General features: G+C 55.8%; 19 protein-coding genes and 2 pseudogenes. 11 read left to right on the forward strand and 10 right to left on the reverse strand.

The features are described 5' to 3' along the window. The first annotated feature begins 239 nt into the window (after positions 1-239). The 5 genes from ACTJKS_RS17470 to ACTJKS_RS17490 are packed head-to-tail and all read left to right on the forward strand — an operon-like array spanning position 240 to position 8,690. Positions 240-2,288: a type VI secretion system Vgr family protein gene (locus ACTJKS_RS17470; protein ID WP_198758647.1), complete on the forward strand. Its 2,049-nt coding sequence runs from the start codon at positions 240-242 to the stop codon at positions 2,286-2,288. Beyond that, entirely contained in the window at positions 2,279-3,136 is an 858-nt protein-coding gene (locus ACTJKS_RS17475) for a DUF4123 domain-containing protein (protein WP_198758646.1), read from the forward strand. The genes ACTJKS_RS17470 and ACTJKS_RS17475 overlap by 10 nt, the downstream gene beginning before the upstream one ends. 29 nt (positions 3,137-3,165) lie before the next feature. Further along, entirely contained in the window at positions 3,166-6,732 is a 3,567-nt protein-coding gene (locus tag ACTJKS_RS17480) for a LysM peptidoglycan-binding domain-containing protein (protein ID WP_198758645.1), read from the forward strand. Continuing rightward, the gene (locus ACTJKS_RS17485; RefSeq protein ID WP_232966809.1) at positions 6,729-7,715 is read left to right on the forward strand and encodes a tetratricopeptide repeat protein; all 987 of its coding nucleotides are present in this window, start codon (positions 6,729-6,731) and stop codon (positions 7,713-7,715) included. Before ACTJKS_RS17480 ends, ACTJKS_RS17485 begins: the two co-directional genes overlap by 4 nt. Positions 7,716-7,721: 6 nt before the next feature. Next, positions 7,722-8,690 carry a tetratricopeptide repeat protein gene (locus tag ACTJKS_RS17490; RefSeq protein ID WP_262947890.1) on the forward strand — a complete coding sequence of 323 codons (969 nt, stop codon included), beginning with the start codon at positions 7,722-7,724 and terminating at the stop codon, positions 8,688-8,690. A gap of 97 nt (positions 8,691-8,787) precedes the next feature. Here ACTJKS_RS17490 and ACTJKS_RS17495 read toward each other — a convergent pair. Continuing rightward, positions 8,788-9,084, reverse strand: a pseudogene (locus ACTJKS_RS17495) (hypothetical protein). A 484-nt stretch (positions 9,085-9,568) separates the two neighbouring features. Here ACTJKS_RS17495 and ACTJKS_RS17500 point away from each other — a divergent pair. Together ACTJKS_RS17500 and ACTJKS_RS17505 are read left to right on the forward strand one after the other, a co-directional pair. Further along, on the forward strand, positions 9,569-9,838 hold the full coding sequence (locus tag ACTJKS_RS17500) for a DUF2790 domain-containing protein (RefSeq protein WP_047294637.1): 270 nt from the start codon (positions 9,569-9,571) through the stop codon (positions 9,836-9,838). A gap of 90 nt (positions 9,839-9,928) precedes the next feature. Further along, on the forward strand, positions 9,929-10,327 hold the full coding sequence (locus tag ACTJKS_RS17505; RefSeq protein ID WP_262947891.1) for a hypothetical protein: 399 nt from the start codon (positions 9,929-9,931) through the stop codon (positions 10,325-10,327). Here the strand turns inward: ACTJKS_RS17505 and ACTJKS_RS17510 are convergent. Next, a complete protein-coding gene (locus ACTJKS_RS17510; RefSeq protein ID WP_198758642.1) occupies positions 10,324-10,593 on the reverse strand; it encodes a DUF1652 domain-containing protein in 270 nt (89 codons plus the stop codon). The genes ACTJKS_RS17505 and ACTJKS_RS17510 overlap by 4 nt on opposite strands. A 370-nt stretch (positions 10,594-10,963) precedes the next feature. On the opposite strand from ACTJKS_RS17510, the gene eco reads away from it, so the two are divergent. Further along, positions 10,964-11,449: a serine protease inhibitor ecotin gene (gene eco, locus ACTJKS_RS17515; RefSeq protein WP_041064378.1), complete on the forward strand. Its 486-nt coding sequence runs from the start codon at positions 10,964-10,966 to the stop codon at positions 11,447-11,449. A 22-nt stretch (positions 11,450-11,471) separates the two neighbouring features. Continuing rightward, positions 11,472-11,777, forward strand: a complete 306-nt coding sequence (locus tag ACTJKS_RS17520; protein ID WP_003225174.1) for an NIPSNAP family protein — start codon at positions 11,472-11,474, stop codon at positions 11,775-11,777. A 24-nt stretch (positions 11,778-11,801) separates the two neighbouring features. Here ACTJKS_RS17520 and ilvA read toward each other — a convergent pair. The 3 genes and pseudogenes from ilvA to ACTJKS_RS17535 form a co-directional block, all read right to left on the reverse strand. After that, a pseudogene (gene ilvA, locus ACTJKS_RS17525) lies at positions 11,802-12,803 on the reverse strand (threonine ammonia-lyase, biosynthetic); the annotation flags it as partial. A gap of 340 nt (positions 12,804-13,143) precedes the next feature. Further along, complete coding sequence (locus ACTJKS_RS17530; protein WP_041064381.1) at positions 13,144-14,067, reverse strand: magnesium transporter CorA family protein; 924 nt, start codon at positions 14,065-14,067, stop codon at positions 13,144-13,146. Between the two features lie 7 nt (positions 14,068-14,074). Continuing rightward, positions 14,075-15,649: a RimK family protein gene (locus ACTJKS_RS17535; protein ID WP_047294647.1), complete on the reverse strand. Its 1,575-nt coding sequence runs from the start codon at positions 15,647-15,649 to the stop codon at positions 14,075-14,077. Between the two features lie 92 nt (positions 15,650-15,741). Between ACTJKS_RS17535 and ACTJKS_RS17540 the strand changes: the two genes are divergently transcribed. Next, positions 15,742-16,860: a GNAT family N-acetyltransferase/peptidase C39 family protein gene (locus ACTJKS_RS17540; RefSeq protein WP_262947893.1), complete on the forward strand. Its 1,119-nt coding sequence runs from the start codon at positions 15,742-15,744 to the stop codon at positions 16,858-16,860. 109 nt (positions 16,861-16,969) lie between these two features. Here ACTJKS_RS17540 and ACTJKS_RS17545 read toward each other — a convergent pair whose 3' ends face one another. Then, a complete protein-coding gene (locus tag ACTJKS_RS17545; protein WP_262947894.1) occupies positions 16,970-18,115 on the reverse strand; it encodes a PQQ-dependent sugar dehydrogenase in 1,146 nt (381 codons plus the stop codon). Positions 18,116-18,167: 52 nt separating this feature from the next. After that, a complete protein-coding gene (locus tag ACTJKS_RS17550; RefSeq protein ID WP_262947895.1) occupies positions 18,168-18,509 on the reverse strand; it encodes a hypothetical protein in 342 nt (113 codons plus the stop codon). Between the two features lie 192 nt (positions 18,510-18,701). On the opposite strand from ACTJKS_RS17550, the gene ku reads away from it, so the two are divergent. Further along, entirely contained in the window at positions 18,702-19,574 is an 873-nt protein-coding gene (gene ku, locus ACTJKS_RS17555; protein WP_262947897.1) for a non-homologous end joining protein Ku, read from the forward strand. A 135-nt stretch (positions 19,575-19,709) separates the two neighbouring features. Here the strand turns inward: ku and lpxO are convergent, their stop codons facing one another. The 3 genes from lpxO to ACTJKS_RS17570 all read right to left on the reverse strand — a co-directional run bounded on the left by lpxO (position 19,710) and on the right by ACTJKS_RS17570 (position 22,237). Next, entirely contained in the window at positions 19,710-20,609 is a 900-nt protein-coding gene (lpxO, locus tag ACTJKS_RS17560; protein WP_198758638.1) for a lipid A hydroxylase LpxO, read from the reverse strand. Between the two features lie 474 nt (positions 20,610-21,083). Then, positions 21,084-21,593 carry a hypothetical protein gene (locus ACTJKS_RS17565; protein WP_440828905.1) on the reverse strand — a complete coding sequence of 170 codons (510 nt, stop codon included), beginning with the start codon at positions 21,591-21,593 and terminating at the stop codon, positions 21,084-21,086. A gap of 176 nt (positions 21,594-21,769) precedes the next feature. Then, positions 21,770-22,237 (reverse strand): anti-virulence regulator CigR family protein, encoded by a 468-nt coding sequence (locus tag ACTJKS_RS17570; RefSeq protein ID WP_262947900.1) that lies wholly within the window; start codon positions 22,235-22,237, stop codon positions 21,770-21,772. Positions 22,238-22,373: the final 136 nt, after the last annotated feature.

Consider the following 22,373-nt stretch of genomic DNA (forward strand, 5'->3'; position numbering starts at 1 on the left):
GTTGAAGGCGACTTTAGTCTGAAACTGACTGGCGATTCTTCGGCCTGCGATGGGCTCAAATCATGCGCTGACCAATGGCTCACGACTGCGCCCCCCCCGGTTTCATTGGGTTTAAACGCCGTCATAGGGGTTTTCCCTATACCCCGCGGGGCCCCTCTCTACGGCATTTGCGCCTTGAACGAGGCGGTCTAATCCTCCATCATCCGTCACCTGCTTATTCAATGGACGGAATTCAAGGCATGCTGGACGCCAACGCTACCCACATTACCCTTACCCTCGAAGGCGCCTCCGCCGACCTGCAAGTGCTCAGCTTCACCGGTCGCGAAGCCCTCAACGAGCCTTTCCGTTTCGACCTCGAACTGGTCAGCGCCCGCCCCGACCTCAAACTCGAAGAGCTGCTGCACAAGCCGGGCGTCCTGACCTTCGGCGCCACCGGCGAAGGCAAGATTCATGGCCTGGTGTATCGCATCGAACAAGGCGATTCCGGCAAGACCCTGACCCGCTACAGCATCAGCCTGGTACCGCAACTGGCCTATCTGCGGCACAACCATGACCAGCAGATTTTCCAGAACCTCACGGTGCCGAAGATCATCGCCCAGGTGCTGGAAGATCGCGGCATTCTGGCCGACGCCTACAGCTTCCAGCTCAACGCCGAGTACCCGCAGCGCGACTACTGCGTGCAGTACGACGAGTCCGACCTGCATTTCATCCAGCGCCTGTGCGAAGAGGAAGGCATTCACTTCCACTTCCAGCACAGCAGCAGCGGGCACAAACTGGTGTTCGGCGATGATCAGACGGTGTTCCGCAAACTCAAGGCCGTGAGCTACCAGCAAGACTCCGGCATGAGCGCCGACAAACCGGTGATCAAGCGCTTCAACCTGCGCCTGGAAACCCGCACCACCCGTGTCAGCCGCCGCGACTACGACTTCGAAAAACCGAAGATCCTGCCCGAAGGTGCAGTCAAATCCGAGTTCGCCCCGGACCTTGAGGACTACGATTACCCCGGTCGTTTCACCACCCGCGAGCGCGGCAAATTCCTCTCGACCCGCGCCCTCGAACGTCATCGCAGCGACTACAAACTCGCCGAAGGCAAAGGTGACGAACCGACCCTGACCAGCGGCCACTTCCTGACCTTGGCCGAACACCCGCGCGCTGAATGGAACGACCTGTGGCTGCTGCTGGAAGTCTTCCACGAAGGCAAACAACCGCAGGTGCTCGGTGAAAACGTCACCAGCGACGTCACCGACAACAAAAGCGATTTCCACCAGGGCTACCGCAACAGCTTCCTCGCCACCCCGTGGGACGCGCACTACCGCCCTGCCCTCGAACACCCGAAACCCAAAGTCCTCGGCAGCCAGACCGCGGTCGTCACCGGCCCGGCCGGCGAAGAAATCCACTGCGACCAGTACGGCCGCATCAAGGTCCAGTTCCACTGGGACCGCGACGGCCAGTCCGACGACAAAACCACCTGCTGGCTACGCGTCGCCAGCGGCTGGGCCGGCGCGGCCTACGGCGGCATCGCCATCCCGCGCATCGGCATGGAAGTCCTCGTCACCTTCCTCGAAGGCGACCCCGACCAGCCACTCGTCACCGGCTGCCTGTACCACAAGGAAAACGTCGTCCCCTACGACCTGCCGACGAACAAGACACGCAGCACCTTCAAAACCCTCAGCTCCCCGGGCGGCAAAGGCTACAACGAGTTTCGGATTGAAGACAAAAAGGGTGTCGAGCAAATCTACATCCATGCCCAGCGCGATTGGGACGAGAACATCGAGCACGACCAGAAGATTCGTGTGGGGAATGAGCGGCATGACACGGTTGAGGCCAACACCTACAGCGAATTCAAAGTCGAAGAGCACCGCATCACCCATTTGAATCGCGTCAGTGAAATGCGCGCAGATGATCACCTGACCGTCGCAGTCACCCAGCACCTCAAGGTAGGCACAGCACAATTCGTCGAAGCCGGCAGCGAAATTCATTACTACGCCGGCCAGAAAGTCGTCGTCGAAGGCGCAATGGAACTGACCGCCAAAGCCGGTGGCAGCTTCGTCAAGGTTGACGCCGGTGGCGTGACCATCAGCGGCGCCGAGGTGAAGGTCAATACCGGCGGTGCACCGGGTGTAGGTACGCCGGCCGCGCCGTTGCTGCCGGGGCCGATGAAGGTGGCGGATGCGGATAAGGCGGGCAAAGCACCACTACCCGCTCGTCTCAATGAATCAGGCATCACACCGTTGTGCGGCAAACAGAGTAACGGCGCTTGCAGCCGTAAGGATTGCACATGCATGTAAAAGCGCTGAGCGCTCTGCTGGCAGAGCCTCGTTACAACTTCTCGGATCTGCCCGCTGCAAGCGAATCGCTGTGCTTCATCATCGATCAGGGCCTCCAGCCGCAAGCCTTGAGTCGGCTCTATCGAGTCGGTGAGCCCGTTGTTTCCCAAGGGCTGTTCTTCGGTACCGACTTCGCCGAAATTCCCGAGGGTCCCTTGTGGTTGATCACCCCCAGAGGTAGCAAACTGGCCGCTGAAGCGACAAAACTTTGTGAGGAACACTTTTCGGGAATTGCGATCTCAACACCTGACCCGGAAAAGGCCCTGGCTCACGCACGCTGGCTCCTCAGAGTCAACGACGGTTCTGGAGGGCAAAGTTTGTTGAGCTTCCACAAACCGAGCCTGTGGGCAGCATTGGCTTACACCGCCAATAAAACCTTTGATCAGTTACTGGGTTGCTGGAACGCCGTTTACTCCCCCGCGCCAAAGAACTTCGGCGAGCAGCGTGCTCCATGGTTAGCCTGGGTAGCCAACAAAGAATCGACATGGCCAGGTGACAAAGCGCCATTCAACCTTCCGGAGGCAGCCGCGCAAGTTCAAGCGCGTCTCGGCTGGGTGTATTGGGTAGATGAGGAATACACAGCTTTTGAAGAGCCGAGTGATGATCGTCTGAACGATATCGCCGACAACCTCGACCTCCTGCTCAAGAGCAACATCTATGAAGGTGATCACCTGCTCAAGCTTGGTCATGCCGTGAACGGCCCGCTATTTGAAGCGCAGCCCGAGATCATGGCGATCCTGCAATCAAAGGACGAGTCGTTTATCAAAGTAGATCGGCTCCTGGAATCAGCCGCCGTCGCCCAACGTTAACGGCGACGCGACAACAGAACGGAATCACCATGGAAATCACGAATCACGCCGTCATGCCCGGCGAAACCCTGAGCCAGATTGCCTCGCGCTACAACAGCACCGTGGCGCAACTTCGCCAACTCAACCCCTTCATCACCAATCCGAACAACGTCAAAGTCGGATGGAATCTGAGCGTCCCTAAAAGCGCGCAAGCCGCCTCAGCCACACCCGCTGCTTCGACGCCCGCTGCGCCTAAAGCGCCTGCCGAGACGGCTCCGAATGCTGCAACACAGTGTTCCGCCGAGGATCTGGTTGAGCTGGATCCGGTCAAGGACTCTCCCGATGGTTCCTCAAAGACCTTCAAGCCTCACGCCCCACCCTGCTCCAAGACTTTTGCGAGCGCCATTTATGCGACAGAGGAACAAGAGTTCTGGCTACTCCCTGAGCGGGCAAAGTCCGCCATCAAAGAGTCGATGTTTGCGCTGGAAAAAATGATCGCACCGAACAAGGCGCGTGATGCACGCCTCAACGGGCTGCAGGAGTCAGGTCTACTTGAATACTTCCTCGAACCAAAGTTGAGCAATTTCCTCACGGGCGCTCAGCGCACGCGTATGGAAGAGTTCGAGGCGATGGGAGATGAGATCGAAATCGATCCCGCAACCGCTAAGAAGAGACAAAACGAAGCCAATCGAAACAAGCCGGTAGCCGCACCTGCTCAAGCTCCGCAGGAAGACACTGCACAATCGCGCATTGACCGTTTGAATGCGGACATAGCTACCCAGCAAAGTATTCGCAAAGAGTTTGTAGATTTCCACAAACGGCGGACTGAGTGGCTTGAGCTGAAAAAGGAAGCGATAAAAGCGGCGAAGCTTCAGGGCTACTCCTACGAAAGTGGATCGCTGTACTCCAAGGAGGCAATTGAAGCCCGCGCGCGCGTGCAAGCATATCTTGAAGCGCGAAAAAAAATACTCAGCAATAAAGACTTCAAACAAGTACCCCTTGAAGACGTTGCAAAGGCGCTAGCTGAGCAGAAAAAAAGTTACGAAAGCATATGCAGCGGTATGAGCGACTGTACAGCGGACATGTCTGGGTATGTCTACACGCTGATCAAAAACGCCGACGCACTGAATTACCATGCTTACACCGAGTCCATTATCAAAGTTTCGGAGTACGGTATCGCACTTCCGGAGTTCGCGCTTATCAGTGACGGCCTTCCATCGGGCATCGCGCAATTCAAGTTGTATCTGGACACAGAGAAGAAGCAGGCAGAAGTCACGGCTCAGCTTCAGGAAAAATACAAACGCTGGATCGAAGCGACCGGTCAAAATGCCCAAGCGCCAGCGGGCTTGGTTGACGTAGAGCGAGCCGAGTGGGATCGGCTGCAAAAAATCAAGGACGACCTTCAGGCAACAGCCCAAAGTAATGTCAATGCAACCAAGCCTGGGCGTCATCTCATCTGGGAGCCAGAAGAGTTCCAGCCTAAACCAGTCGACCGCATGGTTAAACCCGGGTTTCCTCTTCGTGAGGTCAGCCTTTCGGACGCCAAGGGTACGCCTTTGGGCTGGTTCAGCATGACAAACCTGAAAGATGCTAAAAAAATCCTGAAGGAGGATGGAAAAAGTTTAGGCGGCTCGTTAAAAAAGGTCATGAAAAGCCCACCGACCGACGCGACAGAAGATTCTGATAAAAACAGTGAAACCAGCTCATTCCGCGAATGGCTCCTTGCGCAGGGCGCAGTCAAGTTCAGCGACCAAGTAGGTGACTGTTTTGATGAAAAGGGTTGGTTTAAAGCCAACGATTTCTACGCTTATTTGAAAAAACAGGGCTACACCGTCACTGAACTGGAGAACAGTGCAGCATTGACCAGTTGGGGCAAGCACCTTCAGCAGTTGGTCTTCCGGAAAAGCGTTCGCGGAAAAATCCGACTCTTCGATAACAGCCCTCAGGCGCAATTCGTTCGCTGCCTGACTCCTCCCCAGCCAAGCATTCACGGCGAAGTAAAGCTGGAAGGCCCCAAAATGTCCGCGGCCGAAGGCTTTCAGATGTCGGCCAACGTAGGTCTGAGCCTGGACCTGGCACGCGGCGAAGTACAGTTGATGAAAATCGACATGCCTGCCAAAGCGAGCGCTAAAGATATAACGCTGGATTATTCTTTGGACGGCGTGCCGCAGAAAATGAGCTTCGGCCGGTTCTCCTTCCACTTTGGCGTGAAAGCTTGGGGGTACGCCGGGGCATCGCTGCTACTGGCGGGCACCGTCGAGTTGAGCCCCATCCTCGGCAACGTCAAATACGGCGCCTCCCTCAGCCCGGTCAAACGCGCACAGCGTGAAGACGCATCAGCCAAAGAAGAACGTGCAGATCACGATGCGGCCAAGAAAGCCAAGGCCGACAGCGGCGACAACAGCCCTACTCCCGATCTTGAACACAAGTCCAAATCCGGCACCGTTGCCAGCACCAAAAGCACAGACCAAGTGCTGACCGGGCGTGCCGCCAATGTCCAGATCGAAAACGGAGCGAAAGCGACTTTCAATGTTTTCGGAGGCTTGCAAGCGGCCATCGAACTCACCGGCGCACTGAACTGGGCACCACCTAAAGAGCTGGTCGCACTGCGCACCGCTCCAACAATGGGTATCGGCAGCGATAAAGACGCGAAAAAAGCCAATCCATGGCTAACCCTTGCCAAGCTGAGTGGGTCTGTGGGGGTTGCGCTGGGCGCAGGATTCCAGGGAACGGCGCAGATTTCTGTGGATAAGGGCCGCTTTATTCTCAATCTGAAGGCTGCGGTAGTGCTGGGCCCAGGTGCTAACGGCAGCTTTAAGTTTGAGATTGGTTATGAGGCGGTGGTTGATATCATCAACCTGTATCGAAAAGAACTTCACAAGGCAAAAGGTAGAAAAATTGAGTGGATGGAACCCGAAGCAGGGAAATATGCATCAGCTCTAAACGTTTTAGGAGCGGCCGGGCTTAATGTGGAAATGGCTTATCTCATGGGTTGGGATGTGGTCATGAGCTTGTATGAGACGATGACAAGTAGCGGAAAAGGGGGGCCGATTGCTCATGCGATCGTTGAATACCAAAACCCCGACGAGTTAAAAAAATGGGTCATAGAAGCGACACCAGAAGCATTAGGCCCGATTTTAATGACACTAATGTCTAACCCTGAAGAGTTCACCATAGCGTCAACAAAGCAAGGTACCATCGGCACTTCGAAAGAAGGTAATAAAAAATACACTAGACAACAATCGTATTTGGCCCAGCAAACAGCAATTGAAATAATAATAACTTACATAACCACAAACGCTAAAAACAACGGAAGCCTCTTAGAAGCTCAAAAGCAATTTGAACTCGCCTGCGCATGCATGAATAAATTCGGAGTGCAACCTGTTGATATCGGTCAAAAATACTGCGAAAACCGCTATCTCCTGGATAATTTCATGAGCGAGCCAGTGCTTAATTTAATTGACGCGCTAGGGAACACAATGAGAGCTCGTTACAAGAAAAATGCCTCACTATTAGGTGAGCCGTTTGATGGCTCTTGTAAAATTGTTATGCACGAAAACAGCTACATACCAAAATCGTCAGTAAGATACTCAGCTCCAGCGAGCAAACTAAATTGAAAATTATAAAATTATTCAACATCTCTCTCTGTATTTTCTTCATATTGCTCTGCAATACTGCGAATGCCGCTCTCACCCAGCAGCAAGAAGAAGCCAAAAAAAAAGGTATTGAACTTTATAATCAATACAAAGCTATCTCCGCAATTGACTTTTTAAAAATCGCAGCCGATGGTGGTGACGACGAAGCACTTTACTACCTAGGGGAAGCATTAAGAAAAAACAACCGTTACTTGACTAAAGAAGCACAAAAAGCTTATGAGGATTCTGCAAAAAAAGGCAATATTTATTCGATGATTCGGCTTGGAGAAGCGGACGAAGATTTGTGCGCAACCATGAAGAATTGTTCTCCTACAGAGCATTCGCCCGAAGAGTGGACGAACAAAGCTAGAGAGCTTGCAACTGAACAGGCATCCAAAGGAAATACTGAGTCAATGTACCTGTTATGGGAAATAACAGGTAACGATGACTGGTTAGAGAAATCTGCTGAAGGCGGGTTCGCTTTGGCGCAATTTCGTTTAGCCACTAAGTACCAAGAAGGGGGTGGCACATTCCTGCTGCCATCAAGAAGATCTGAAGCAATCGAAAAATGGATGAAGGCGTCTGCAGAAAATGGCTATCCTCCAGGCATGATGGGATTCGCAGCAGCCAGTATTGAAAAAAATGATTTATCGTCTTTCAGATTTTGGAATGAAAAAGCTGCAACTTTAAGCTATGTATCCGGAGTTTTCGGCTATGCATCCTACATTGGTGGGATTGAACCAACATACGGCTTCCAATCAGACCCAGTAAAATCATATGCTCTATTATCGAACCTGCTAGAACTTGACGGTGGCGGCAACGTAATAAACAACGTTAACGATACGCTACCAGAAGTTGAAAAAAACATGTCCAAAGAACAGATAGCAGAAGCAAAAAAACTCGCTAAAACGTGGAAGTCCACGCACCCGCCGCTCTCATTTTATCCGGACAAATTAGGATATTAATGCCCAGTGAAGCTAATCAACTACTTCATAACCGCAATAGTTTGTATAGCCGCCACTCCTGTTTCTGCGTTGGAGCCGGCACACGAAGTTTCTCCGGGTATTATCCTATACAATCAATTTAAGCTTGATGCAGCCTTCCCCATATTAGAAAAAGAAGCACAATCTGGAAACATCGAATCGCAATACTACGTAGGAGAAGCATCAAGAAAGCGCAACCGACATATGACGCCCGAAGCACAGCAATGGTATGAAAAAGCTGCGAATAATGGATCTATATTTGCGATGATTCAATTAGGTCGCCAAAACAACGATCTTTGCAAAAAAATGAACAACTGCCCCCCTAGCGAAAAATCAAGCGCCGAATGGTTGAGCCAGGCAAAAGATCAAGCTATGAAGGGAGCAAGCAAAGGCGATCCTGAGTCTTTGTATTTGATGTATGAAATAACTTTTGATCGTACTTGGTTAGAAAAATCGGCTAGCTCAGGCTACGCGCTCGCACAGTATTGGATGGCCGTCGGTGATCGGCAAGGTGAGGGATTTTTCCTTCTTCCCGGGAAGCGGGAAGCATCAGTAAGCCGGTGGTTGAAAGCGGCTTCTGAGGGAGGGAATCCAAAAGCAATGATGGATTACATTGAGATCCTTTATAAAAACAACGATCTCGAGGGCGTCCGTCATTGGCTTCAAGTAGCGGCTGAAACAGGGGATCAAAAAGCAATCAGCAGCTATGGCTCTTACCTTGCTCATGCGCCTGATCAGGTTGGTTACCCTTTGGATTTGGTTAAGGGCTATGCACTGATTAGCCTGCTCAAAGAGCTGGATGGGGGTGGTGCCATTCAGGATTTCGTTCAGGATACTCTTGAAGAGATTGGGGCAAAGATGACTTCCGAACAGATTGAAAGCTCAAAAGCAGTCGCTAAAAAATGGAAAGACAGTCACCCGCCCCTCTCCTTTTTCCCCGAAAAGCTGGGACGTTAAAAACAATTATTTCTGCAAAAGAAATGCCGTAAATAACGGAAAGAGTGAGTTGTATGAACTCTACTTCAACCTCACTCATTCCCTTCTTGCTACAACATCAAACCGGCGCCTTCCAATCCAGCATCTGCTGCTGTGCCACCTGCAGCAAATCATTGCCATCCTGCGCAAGCAGGTACAGTGCATGGGTAATGTGTGGAATGTCCTGAACATCGCCATGGCGGAAGCACAAGCAGTGCAGGGTTTCGAGCAGGTCGCTGCAGGCGCGGATGCGCTAGACGGCGGCTTCGAGGATGTCTTGGGGGTTGGCTTGAGTGTCGATGACCATTGGCGCGCTGTCGGTAACGCTGCTGTTTAGAGGGTGATAACGATTGGGTAACGGATTTAATATCGGCATCAGAGTTATCTCTTGCTGGGTAAGGTAACCCGCCGACACCGTGACCAAACGATGGGAGGCGGACTGTATGCAAGTTTGGTCAACTGAATACCCAATCAGCTCGCCCGAAGGCGTCCTGCACACAGCCGCCACAGCGATGCACTACGAAGACATAGATGTCCGCGGTGCGAATGATGGCACACATGTGTGAGTATTTTCAGGTGACCAAACCCGAGCCGCTGATTTTGCAGCGACGCCAAACCATACCCGCCCCGCTCCCGCCGCCGAAAGCAGACAAGGCATCACCCCTTGTAGGAATCGGCACCGCATCCCCGAGAAATCCTCCCTCTGCCAGACAGCCGGCGTTCAGCCAGGTTAACCATCGCTTAACGCCGCAGTCCAAGACTGTACTGAACCGCACACCTCAGCCGCTGGCTGACGCCGAGTGCGGCAGGTTCGGCCGTATGGCGCCGAACGCTTATTCCGTCGCACGGGAGTCCGATTCATGAACATTCGCACGCTATTGCTCACCTCCGCCCTAGCCTGCAGCGCATTCGCCGGGCTGGCTCAGGCCAATGACACCAACGCTGCTACCCAGCCCGTTCCCTATCAGTACGGCATGCCGTTGCATGTGAACAAAGTGATTTCCCTGACCGAGCCACAGACTCAGCAGTGCAAGGTCATCACCGCTGACATGAAGTACATCGACAATGCAGGCAAGCCGGCGGAAATCACCTACCGGAAAATGTCTGACGCCTGCAACTTCCAGAACTGACAGAAGGCTCTGATTTGCGGCTTCGCGGTAGGCGATGAAGGCTTCGCGGGTTATGCTCGGGGTCCCTTCTTACTGCCGCAAGGACTCGCCATGCAGTTGTCGTTTCGCACATTGTCGATCATCACCGCTTCGTTGTGTTTTGTACTGGCGCTGGTCTGGGGCTTTTTCCCGGAGGTATTGCTGGCGATCTGGAGCATTGAGTATTCGAGCGCTGTCGGGTTTGTCGCGCGGCGCAGTGCGGTGCTGTTTGCGGCGTTGGGGGTGATGTTTTATCTGGTGCGCAGCGCGCCGCCGTCGCTGGGTCGCAATGCCCTGAGCAACGGGTTTATCGTCGGTTGTTTTGGTCTGGCGGTGCTGGGGTTTGGCGAATGGCTGAACGGCCATGCCGGCCCCGGGATTCTGCTCGCGGTGCTGGTCGAGTTCGCGCTGGGCCTCGGCTTTGTGCAGGCCCGGCGCGTGACGGTCGAACTGGGTGAAACGGTGAGTTAAACGGCTCTGGAGCGAGGACTGTAATGCTGTGGCGTGGTTTGTTGCGCCAGATCCGAGCGCAGGCCGGCAATCAGTTCGTTGATCTCGCGACAGCCATTGAGGTGGCTGGCGTCGATACCGCTGACGTGCAGATCAACCTGGTCAGTCTGGTGGTCGCCGAAGACCTTGACGGTCATCGACAGGTCGGGCGACAGCGTGCACTGGCAGCGTTTCGGCAGAAAACTGCTTTCAATGATATTGCGTAGTTCCAAGGCAGACAGAAACATGGTGAACCTCTCCTTATTGATGAAACTGCCAATCAACTCTTCACGTTGACCGCTTTTGCTGCCCCTGCACGGGTGTGTCCCCGCTGATTCCCTGGTGCGGCAAACGGTTGTACTGCGAAATGCCCATTGGAGTGTAGGCGCCCGAAGCCGGTGCGCTGCACCAAAGCGACGCATAAAACGTGCCTTTCATCGGGTCATTTCGACCCTCATGAAATCAAGCACTTGGCGCGGTGGCCAGCAGTTAGCCAGTTGCAAAATGCAAGATCGGGCCTTCTGCGCACTGCAATTTGCAAGTCGACGCCGGTTTGCATTCATCGCTGATGACAGTGAGAATGCCCGACATCCACCCTACACCCGCCAGGAGGCTTTCATGGGTTCTTTACGCGCTCGCGCGACAATCGGTCTGCTCATTGCCGGCCTGTCCACCCTCGCCCACGCGGCCAAACTCGAAGACGTCGCGCCGTATCCCAAGGCGGAAAATGGCTTCACCCGCCAAGTCATCTATCTGCCCAAACAGGATCAGGAAGAGAACTTCCAGGTTGAAGTCCTTGCCGGCAAGACCCTGGAAGTCGACTGCAATCGCCAACGTCTGGGTGGTGTTCTGGACGAGAAAAATCTCGAAGGTTGGGGCTACCCGTTCTACCGGCTGGAAAAAGTCATCGGGCCGATGAGTACGCTGATGGCTTGTCCGCCCGGCAGCCAGAAAAAGCGCGCCTTTGTCCCGGTCGTCGGTGATGGCTTCATGCTGCGTTACAACAGCAAGCTGCCGCTGGTGATTTACGCGCCCAAGGACGTCGAAGTGCGTTACCGCATCTGGTCGGCTTCGGACAAGGTCGGTACCGCCATCGCGGAATGACCTGAAACAGGGAGCGCCACACTTGATTACTTGCCATGTGCGATACGTGATCGATCCGTACCAACTGACTGAGTTCGAAGCCTATGCCAAGGCCTGGCTGGGCATCGTCGAGCGCTTGGGCGGCACCCATCATGGCTATTTCCTGCCCTCCGAGGGCGCGAGCAACATCGCCTATTGCCTGTTCAGCTTTCCTTCGCTGGCCGATTACGAAAGCTACCGGCACATCGCGCTGACCGACCCGGAAAGCACGGCGCTGGTGGAATCACTGGTGCAGAAGAAATTCATCGTCAGTTACGAGCGCAGTTTCCTGCGCCCATTGCTGCCCTGAGTGTAATCACGCCGGGACGCCGCACATCGCGGCGCGCTCGGCGACGTGGCGCAGGCTGTCGAAGTTGATGTTGGCGCCGGAGTCGATCGCGACGAAAGTCTGCTCGCGAACACCGCTGCGCGCCACGTATTGTTTGATGCCGGCCACCGCCAATGACCCGGAAGGCTCGGTGATCGAGCGGGTATCGTCGTAGATATTCTTGATCGCCGCGCACAGCTCGTCATTGCTGACGGTAACCACCTCGTCCACGCAAAACCGGCACACCTCAAATCCATAAGCGCCGATCTGCGCCACGGCCACGCCATCGGCGAACGTACCGACACTGGGCAGCACCACCCGCGCATCCGCGTGCAGCGCCGCCTTAAGGCAGGCCGAGTGCTCCGATTCGACACCGATGATCCGTACCTCCGGCCGCAGGTATTTGACGTACGCCGCGATGCCGGCGATCAGGCCACCACCGCCCACCGGGACGAAGATCGCATCCAGCGGTCCCTGATGCTGACGGAGGATTTCCATGGCCACCGTGCCCTGGCCGGCGATCACCTCCGGGTCGTCAAACGGCGAGACGAAGGTGCGCCCGGTTTGCTCGGCCAGTTGCAGCGCATGGGCCAGGGCAAACGGAAAACTCTCGCCGTGCAGCAGCGCCTCGGCACCCCGACTTCGCACCCCAAGCACCTTGAGTTCGGGGGTGGTCGAGGGCATGACGATGGTCGCCGCGACCCCCAGTTCACGCGCCGCCAGCGCCACGCCCTGCGCATGGTTGCCCGCCGAAGCGGTGATCACCCCGCGTGCTTTCTGCGCATCGCTCAATTGCACCAGTTTGTTGTAGGCGCCACGGATCTTGAAGGAGAACGTTGGCTGCAGGTCCTCGCGCTTGAGCAGAACCCGATTGCCCAACGCCTCGGACAGCGCTGGCGCCGCTTGCAACGGCGTACGCACGGCAATGTCGTAGACCGGCGCGGCGAGGATCTTTTTCACGTACTGCTCAAGCAGGGTTTGCTGGTCAGGGCTGTATTTCATCGTCATCTCCGGGCGCTCTGTGTAGGAGCTGCCGAAGGCTGCGATCTTTTGACTTTGTTATTCTCAAATCAAAAGCAAGATCAAAAGATCGCAGCCTTCGGCAGCTCCTACAGGGAGCCTTCGTTGGTAAAACCCCGGAGACAGAAAATGAAAACCCGCCTCTAGGGCGGGTTGGGTGCTGCAGTCGTGAGCTAGCCCGCCAAATGAGGAATGGCGGTAATAATGCTTGGCTGGCAGCGCAATACGGTGGAAGTCATGGGCCTGAAGTTAGCCCGGCGGCGGCCGGCGAGTCAACGGCTTATTTAACGCTGGCGCTATAGGCTGGCGTCGGCCAAGTCACCACCGATCACTTGGCCAACCGCCGCAACCCAAACAACATCCCCCCTGCCCCCAGCAACATCACCAGCAGAAACACCGGGTAGGAAATCCACCACGGCGTGCCCGCCGTCATCATGCTGAATTCCGACATCCCGCCAATGCTCGCAATCAGGTTCAACGGCAGAAACACCACGTTGATCAACGTCAGTTTGCGCAGCAGGTTGTTCATGCTGTTGTTCATCAGATTGCCGCGCGCATCGATCAGCCCCGAGAACACCGTGGAGTAGATCTCCGCCTGCTTGTAGCACTGGTTATTCTCGATGATCAGGTCGTCGATCAGTCCGATCGCCTCGCTGCCGAAATGCTGTTTTTCCGCATGATTGCGCAGCCGCGTCAACACCGCGCCGTTGCTGTGCAAGGCATTGATGTAATAGATCAGGCTTTCGCTGAGGTTGAACATCTGCACGAGATGCTGGTTCTGCATCGAGGCGTTGAACTTCTGTTGCAGCTCGCGGGCGACCAGTTTGATCACCTTCAGATGGCCAAGGTAATGGTGGATGTTGTTGAACAGCAGATCGAGCAACACATCCAGCGGCGCATTGAGCGGCTGGCGCGTACCGATGCCGTGCAGCGGCGTGTCGTCGGTGGCGATCACCAGTAATTGACCGGGCGCAAACAGCAGGCCACAAGACGACACTTCAAACGCCAGGCTGCCACCGCCGGAATAGTTTTCCGGGCGCTTCCAGATCAGAAACAAATGATCAGGGTGAAACTCGATTCGCGACACTTCGTCCGGGTCCAGCGCCGAGGCCAACGCGTGTTCGTCGACCTTGTAGTGGCTGTGGAGCAAATCGCGCTCGGCCGCATCGGGGTTGCTGAACAGCATCACCTCGGCGTCCAGCCGCTCGACCCGCTGCAACGCGCCATGAGTCAGTGCGAAACTGCTGATCATCGGCGCTTCACCAGGCCTGGCCGCGACGTTTGAGTTCCAATCGTCGCACAAACTCCTCCAGCACCAGTGAATACAGATCGTCCTGCAAATAGGCATCCTCGATACCGGCGTCGAGGTTCGGGTTGTCGTTGACCTCGATCACCACCACTTTGTCGCCGGCCTGTTTCAAGTCCACGCCGTAGAGGCCATCGCCGATCAGATTGGCGGTCTTCACTGCCAGTTCCACCACCGCTCGCGGCGCCTCGTGCACGGCCAGGGTGCGACACTCGCCGTTGACGTCCTGGCCCTTGGCTTTGTGGTTGTAGATTTGCCAGTGGCCCTTGGACATGAAGTACTGGCAGGCGAAGATCGGCTTGCGGTTGAGCACGCCGATGCGCCAGTCGTACTCGGTGTAGAAAAACTCCTGAGCCAGCAACAACACCGAGTGTTCGAACAGTTCGGCAGTAGCCTCCAGCAGCGCCTGCTGACTTTCGACTTTGATCACTCCGCGAGAAAAACAGCCGTCGGGGATCTTCAACACCAGCGGAAAACCGAGGCGTTCACCGACCCGTTCGAAATCTTCCGGTCGCTCCTTGTAGAGAATTTCCGTGGCGGGCATGCCCAATTGATGGCTGTTGAGCAGGTCGGTCAGGTAGACCTTGTTGGTGCAGCGCAGGATCGACGTCGGGTCGTCCATCACCACCAGGCCTTCGCTTTCAGCCTTCTTGGCAAAGCGGTAGGTATGGTTGTCGACGCTGGTGGTCTCGCGAATCAACAAGCCGTCGTACTCAGCGATCCGCGCATAGTCCTTGCGCTCGATCAGCTCGACGTCGATGCCCATACGCTTGCCGACCCGGACGAAATTCTCCAGTGCCTTGGCGTTGGATGGCGGCAAGGCCTCCTGCGGATCGTGCAGGATCGCCAGGTCGTAACGCGCCACTTGCGGCGAGCGTGGTGCTCGCCAGACTTTACGGCTGAAGCCGTCCAGCGCATTGGCGAACTGATCTTCTTGGTCATCACGCAGCTTGTGCAGGGCACCGGACTTAATGCCTTCGATGTGCCAACCGTTAGTTCGCCGAAACTCAACTAACAGAATCGGGCACGGAAACACTTCAAACAATTGTCGAGCCAGATCCTGTAGTGGCTCGATATGCGTTTTTCCGAAGTAAAGCGTCAGGGTGAAACCTTCGGTATCGCTGTACAGATGATGAGTGAGGGCTTTTTCCAGAGTTTTATCGAGATCGTCCAGTGCCAGACCGTAAAGCGATTTTTTCGTCAGTTCGCTGATGGTGCGCACCGATGGAATCACCTTGTGGCCGCGGGCTTCTGCCAGCAGTGAGCAGTAGTAACCGTGCCCCAGGTACTTGTAGCTGCGGCACAGATTGATCACCTGCACCCGCTTGCCCGGCTCGTTGTCACGGGTTTGCTCGAGGTATTCCTGAGCGGTGACGATGTCCTCGCTGGGGAAGTACGAGGCCCAATCTTCCTTGCGTTCGACGATGATCAACACTTGACTGGAAGTTCTGATGGCTGGATTTAAAAAAGTTGCCGCCGGCAAACTTTGCTCGGATACTTCGCGCCAATGACCCTGTACCGCTGACATAGAGATTGATCCGTTGGAGAACAAGACCATTTCTATTAAGCACGAAGTTTTTCGAAAGTCCCGTTTCGTTACGCAACTTTTACGGTGGTCATATGAGTGCTGTTTTTCGTTTGGCGGTAGTTGAAGATTTGCCAGCGCTGCTCTCTCTGGAAATGCAATGTTTCACCAGCGACCGGCTCACCAGTCGCAGCTTTCAATGGATGATCACCCGCGCCCATGCGCAACTGCTGGTCGCCGAACTTGACGGTCGATTGCTCGGCTACGCCCTGGTGCTGTTTCATCGCGGCACATCACTGGCGCGCCTGTATTCCATCGCCATTGCCGGCGAAGCTCGCGGTACTGGGCTGGGAAAACAACTGCTGCAACGTATCGAGGCCTGTGCCGTCGAGCATGACTGCGCGTACCTGCGTCTTGAGGTGCGCATCGACAACCCCGGCGCCATCGCGCTTTACGAGCGCAACGGCTATCGGCGCTTTGCGTTGATTCACGATTACTACGAAGACCATGCCGATGCGCTGCGCCTGGAAAAGCGCATTGTTCAGCACCGTGATTCGCGCAATATCAAGGTGCCCTATTACCCGCAAACCACCGATTTCACTTGTGGCCCGGCCTGTCTATTGATGGCCATGGGCGCATTGCAGTCGGCGCGCTCACTGGAGCGACGTGAAGAATTGCAGATCTGGCGTGAGGCAACCACGGTGTTCATGACGTCCGGCCATGGTGGCTGCAGTCCTCAGGGTTTGGCACTGGCCGCTTGGCGTCGAGGTTTCCAAGTGCGTTTGCAGCTCAGCATGGCCGGGCCATTGTTTCTCGATGGTGTGCGCGATGAGCATAAAAAAGACGTCATGCGCCTGGTGCATGAGGAGTTCAGCGCACAAATGCACGAGACCGATATCGAGCGCAAAATTGGCAACCATCTGGATTTACCGCGCCTGCTGCAGGCTGGCGGACAGCCTCTGGTGCTGATCAGCAGCTATCGCCTGACCCGTTCCAAGTCCCCGCATTGGGTGGTGGTCACCGATTGCGATGAAGACTTTGTGTATCTGCACGATCCGGATGTCGACCACAGCCAGCATCGTCAACCGATGGACTGCCAGCATGTACCGGTCAGCCATGGTGAGTTTGAGAAGATGAGTCGGTTTGGGCGTGGGAAATTGCGCGCGGCGGTGGTTTTGTATGCCCGCGCTACGCCAACTATCGTCAGGCCCTAGAGGTTTTTTTGTGGCGAGGGAGCTTGCTCCCGCATTAGTGCGTAGTGCTCATAAGAGCTTNGGAGCAAGCTCCCTCGCCACAGGACATCAGTGAAAATTAGAAGTGAAGTTATTTCAGGCCGACCTTGTACAGCGCACCGTCCTGCTCATCCGTCAGCACGTACAGATAGCCATCCGGCCCCTGCCGCACATCACGAATCCGCTGTTTAAGTTCGCCCAATAGCCGCTCCTCGTGCACCACCTTGTCCCCATCGAACTGCAAGCGGATCAGCTCCTGACTGACCAGCGCGCCGATGAACAAATTCTGCTGCCACGGCTTGAAGCGATCAGCGTCATAGAACGCCATGCCGGAAACACCCGGTGATTTCTCCCAGACATGGTGTGGGTCAACCGCACCTTCGACACTTTTGCCCTTGGCTTCGGGTATTGGTTGCAGGGAATAGTTGATGCCGTGGGTCGCCAGCGGCCAGCCGTAGTTTTTGCCGCGCTCGATGATGTTCACCTCATCGCCGCCACGGGGACCATGTTCGTTCTCCCAGAGAGTGCCGTTCCACGGATTGAGCGCCGCGCCCTGCGGGTTGCGGTGGCCGTAGGACCAGATTTCCGGACGTACGCCGGACTGCCCCACGAACGGGTTGTCATCCGGCACCTTGCCATCGGGAAAAATCCGCACGACCTTGCCCTGCAGTTTGTCGAGATCCTGCGCGGTCGGCCGATCATTGTTTTCGCCGAGGGTGATGAACAGATAGCCATCGCGGTCGAACACCAGACGTGAACCGAAATGGTTACCGGTCGAGAGCTTCGGCTCCTGACGGAAAACCACCTTGAAATCGCTGATCGTCTTCAAATCGTCCGACAGCCGGCCTCGCCCCACCGCCGTCCCGGCCTTATCCCCGGCGCCACCGCCCTCGGCGTAGGACAGGTAGACCAGTCGATCCTGTTTGAAGTCCGGCGACAGCACCACGTCGAGCAAACCGCCCTGGCCCTTTGCCCAAACCTTGGGCACGCCGCTGACGGGCTCGGAACGCTTGCCATCAGCGGTAATCACCCGCAGGTTGCCCGGCCGCTCGGTCACCAGCATGCCCTGACGATCCGGCAGAAACGCCAGCGCCCACGGATGCTCCAGGCCTTGAGTAATCGTGGCGACTTCAAGGGCGCCCTGCTCGCTCTGCAGCGCTTTGGGGGGCGCGGCGAAAGCTGGCGCGCTGATCAACGCGCCGGCGCACAGCGTGGCTAGAAAGGTTTTACGCAACATGCACGATTCCTTTTGTTCGTTTCGAAGGCTGACAGGCGCTCAGGCCTGATGTTCAACGGTTGCTGTCTCCATCACGCGGCGGTGGGTTGGGAATGAATTTGGGTGGTGTACTCGGTACCGAGCGTTGCTGCTGACCATTGCCGATGCCGCCATTGCCAACGGTGGGCGTACTGGGCACCGGCACTGTATTCGGCCCGCGAATCACCGGCGTACTGGGCTGGGTGCCCTGCATGCTGTTGGGATTGGCCCGGCGAATCGGGCTGTTGTAGGGATTGTTGCTGTTGCCGGTGGGACTTTGTGCCAGCAACAGCGGCGCGGACGGTGCCGTGAACTCGGCATGCGCAAGACCTGCCCCAAGGAGCAGAACGATCATTCCGGGCAATATTCGGTTCATGGGACGGCCTCTCGATGCACAGGTGATAGAGCCTTCGAGTCCACGCTACGCCCCGGGTTCGGATTTGTTAACCCATCGCCCTTAAACAAGATGTAACACGGCTTGACCGACAGCACTGCTGTCTCCGGCAAACGCTGGAAACTTTCGCCGCCGGCTGCAGGTCACCTGAACATCATTCGCGGAGGACTCACCATGGCTCGGGCAATCTGGAAAGGCGCAATCAGTTTCGGACTGGTGCATATCCCCGTTGCGCTGGTGTCGGCAACGTCTTCGCACGGCGTCGACTTTGACTGGCTCGACAGCCGCAGCATGGATCCGGTGGGTTATAAACGGGTAAACAAAGTCACCGGCAAGGAAGTCACCAAAGAGCACATCGTCAAAGGTGTGGCCTATGAGAAGGGCCGCTATGTGGTGCTCAGCGAGGAAGAAATCCGCTCGGCGCACCCGGTGTCCACGCAGACCATCGACATTTTCTCCTTCGTCGATGCCGAGCAGATTCCACTGCAGAACATCGACACGCCTTATTACCTGGCCCCAGACAAACGCGGCGGCAAGGTCTACGCCCTGCTGCGCGAAACATTGAGCAAAACCAACAAGGTCGCACTTGCCCGCGTCGTTCTGCACACTCGCCAATATCTGGCGGCGCTGATGCCGCTGGAATCGGCGCTGGTGCTGGTGAAACTGCGCTGGCCGCAGGAGGTGCGCGGCCTCGACGAACTGGAACTGGGCAGCGAGGTGACCAAGCCGCAACTGGCCAAGGGCGAGTTGGACATGGCTAAACGTCTGGTGCAGGACATGAGCGGCGACTGGAACCCGGAGGACTACAAGGACGAGTTTGAGGACAAGATCATGGCCTTGGTCGAGAAAAAGGCCCACGAAGGCAAGATCGAGGATGTCGAAACCGTGGGTGGCGAAGAGGAGCGCAAGTCTGCGGATGTGATCGACTTGACCGAGCTGCTTAAACGCAGTCTGGGTGGGAAAGCGCCGGCCAAGTCCAAGGCTAAACCGGAGAAACCCACGAAGTCCACGCCGGCAAGGAAAACCAAAAAAGCCTCTGGGGAATGAATATTCAACGCCTGTCAGGTAACTGACAGGTTGCTTTTGAGACAGTCATCGCCAGCAGGGTGGCTCCCACGGTTTGCAATGCATTCCCCTGTGGAAACCAGTCTGTGGCAATGACAAACAGGCGCGACACAACAGTCAGATCAGAATGAAGATCGCCAGCAAACCGCCAAAGATCGCCCATTTTTCCATGTAGTAACGCGCGCGATTGCGCTTTTTAAGCTCTTTACCACGCAGTCGCACTTTGTAGATCCTGGTAAACAGACGGTTGATCCCACCGGTACGGTCGCCCGCATCGTTAGGCGCGCCTGCCGCCGACATCACGGTGCGACTGAACCATCTGTTGAACGCTGCCGCCCAGCGATATTTCATCGGACGCTCGATGTCGCAGAACAGGATGATGCGGTTTTTGTCGGTGGTATTTTCGGCGTAATGGATGTAAGTCTCATCGAACATCACCGCTTCACCGTCGCGCCAGTGGTAGCTATCACCGTCGACGTTGATGTAGCAACCCGCGTCGTTCGGCGTATCCAGGCCCAAGTGGTAGCGATAGGAACCCGCATACGGGTCACGGTGACGAACCAGTTTCGAACCCGGTGGCAGTTCGGCAAACATCGCGGCCTTGATCGAACCGATGCTCTGCACCAGTTCTGTGGTGCGCGGGCACAGTTTCATCGCCGACGGATGACTCTCGCCGTACCACTTGAGGTAGAAACGCTTCCAGCCACTTTTGAAGAACGAGTTGAAACCCACATCGTCGTACTGATTCGAGCGTTTGATCTCACCGGCACGCAGCAGGTCTTGCCCTTCCTGGCGAATTTCTTCCCAATGCGCCTGCAACGGGCTCAGGTCCGGAAACTCGGACGGATCGAGATAGGGCTTGTTTGGTTTCTTTGAAAACAGGTACAGAAAGCAGTTGATCGGCGCCAGAAACGTCGAGTGGTCGCTCAACTGACGGCCCAGTTTGTGACGCACACGACCACGAAGGTGAACGTATGCAATGGAAATGACATAAATAGCGGCAATGATGAGTTTCACGGAAATCGTCACACGTCAAAAGTGAACAAACTGCGCGCCTGCCGGCCAAAGGCCCAGGGTCTGATGCAGTGGCATGAATACAAATACTGTCCCGGTGGCACTTCCTTGAGCCCATGCCGTGAGCGGCTATTGGGTAATCGGATGGCATTTTAGCCATACTTTGTAACCAATGGTGAACCTGATCTGTGAAAAACTGTCGGCTGAATCTGCCAAACGGCAGACGCGACAGTACGCTCGTGCAGGCGCATGAGTGCTGACGCAGAGCAAAACAGCGGTTATTCCGGGAAGCGCCGCAGCGTTTGCGCTGAGCTTTGACGTGTACGTTTCAGCCGCTGCGTACCAAGCCAGATGTAATCCGCACCGGACTTGAAAATGGTTCGCGGGCCATGAGAAATGAGTTTGAAAGGGTGAAGCGAAACCCGCCAGGTTTGGAGCTCAACCGAGCATGACACCTGGCGGGTTGCGAGTAAGGGCTTATTTATCGGTGGAAAGGCTCGCCTTGCTCAATCCCTTGGTATTGTGATCGCCTGGCGTCGTGGCGGAGATCGCCGTGGCTTTCGACAACCCCTTGGTGTCCTTGGAATGCGCTACACCTGAAGTCGCCAGGCCGTGCCCGCGGTCGGTATTGTGGTCGCGTCCAATATGTTGACCACTGACGCCATGATCCCGTACGGCCCTGCCATCATGATCCGTTTCCTGGCCTTCAGCGCGGCCATTGCTGGAGACGCTGCCTGAGTGCCCGGCACTGTCGCCGCTATGGCCAGCGCTGCCGGCACCGCCGCCGTGACTGCCTCCACCGCCAGCGCCACCGGCGCCACCACCATGACCGCCACCACCACCACCACCACCACCACCACCACCACCACCACCATCTTTGGCGTGGGCAGAGGCAATGATGGACAGTTGAGCAGGCAGTAATGGCGCAGCCGCAAACATCATTACGCAGGACATGACGGCAACCAGATTTTTCTTTTTAAAACGCATGACGGCATCCACAGGGGTTGGTTTTACTGTCATGTGAGATGCATTCAATTAGATCTGGTTCACCCACAAGCGACCAGCGGAAGCCAATCGCCTTATATATAAAGTGGGTGAGAATGTATTGCTTTTACTTTAGGTGAACGGACTCAAAAAATCAGATTCATTGACCTGCGATCAGACTAATCGAAAGCGCCATTCAGCACTTCGTAGATAAGCCCGCTCGCAATGGCCACCAGAATCAAGTCGGTGCCCACCTGCTGCCACTCATATCCGTCGTAATGAGGCAGTCGCCCCGCCAGACGTCCATCCAGTTTTTTGGCGATGCCCGGCGGCAGCGGTTTGCCGCGCGCCAGATTCTTTTGAATACCGGGAGGCAGCGCCGGACCTGGGCTCCAGTAGTCTCTGTAGCCGTTGAGCACGGTCAGCACACCGCTTCGATCGACTACTGGTGCATGGTCCCAGTTGCCCGAACTGGATCCTTTGTTTTTGCCCCCTTGATTGCCATGGCCCTGACTGTTCTGCGGGCCGCCCTTGCCGTTCCCTTTGCCGTTGCCATTGCCATTTCCGGGATCGGCCAATGCCGTTACAGAACTCACCGCCAAGGCCAGACAAGTAACAGACGCAACCAGTAAGCGTTTTTTAAACATGACCGTCCTCTCATCGGAAATTCCTTGATGAAATGTAGACGACATCAGGCGTTTTAGTTCCTCCCATGATTGTTGGAAGCCCGCATCGACACTCGTGAATTCGATAGACCACGGCGTGAACGCGCATTTCACGCTC

Source organism: Pseudomonas sp. 22189 (assembly GCF_052045635.1).
Classification (GTDB): domain Bacteria; phylum Pseudomonadota; class Gammaproteobacteria; order Pseudomonadales; family Pseudomonadaceae; genus Aquipseudomonas; species Aquipseudomonas parakoreensis.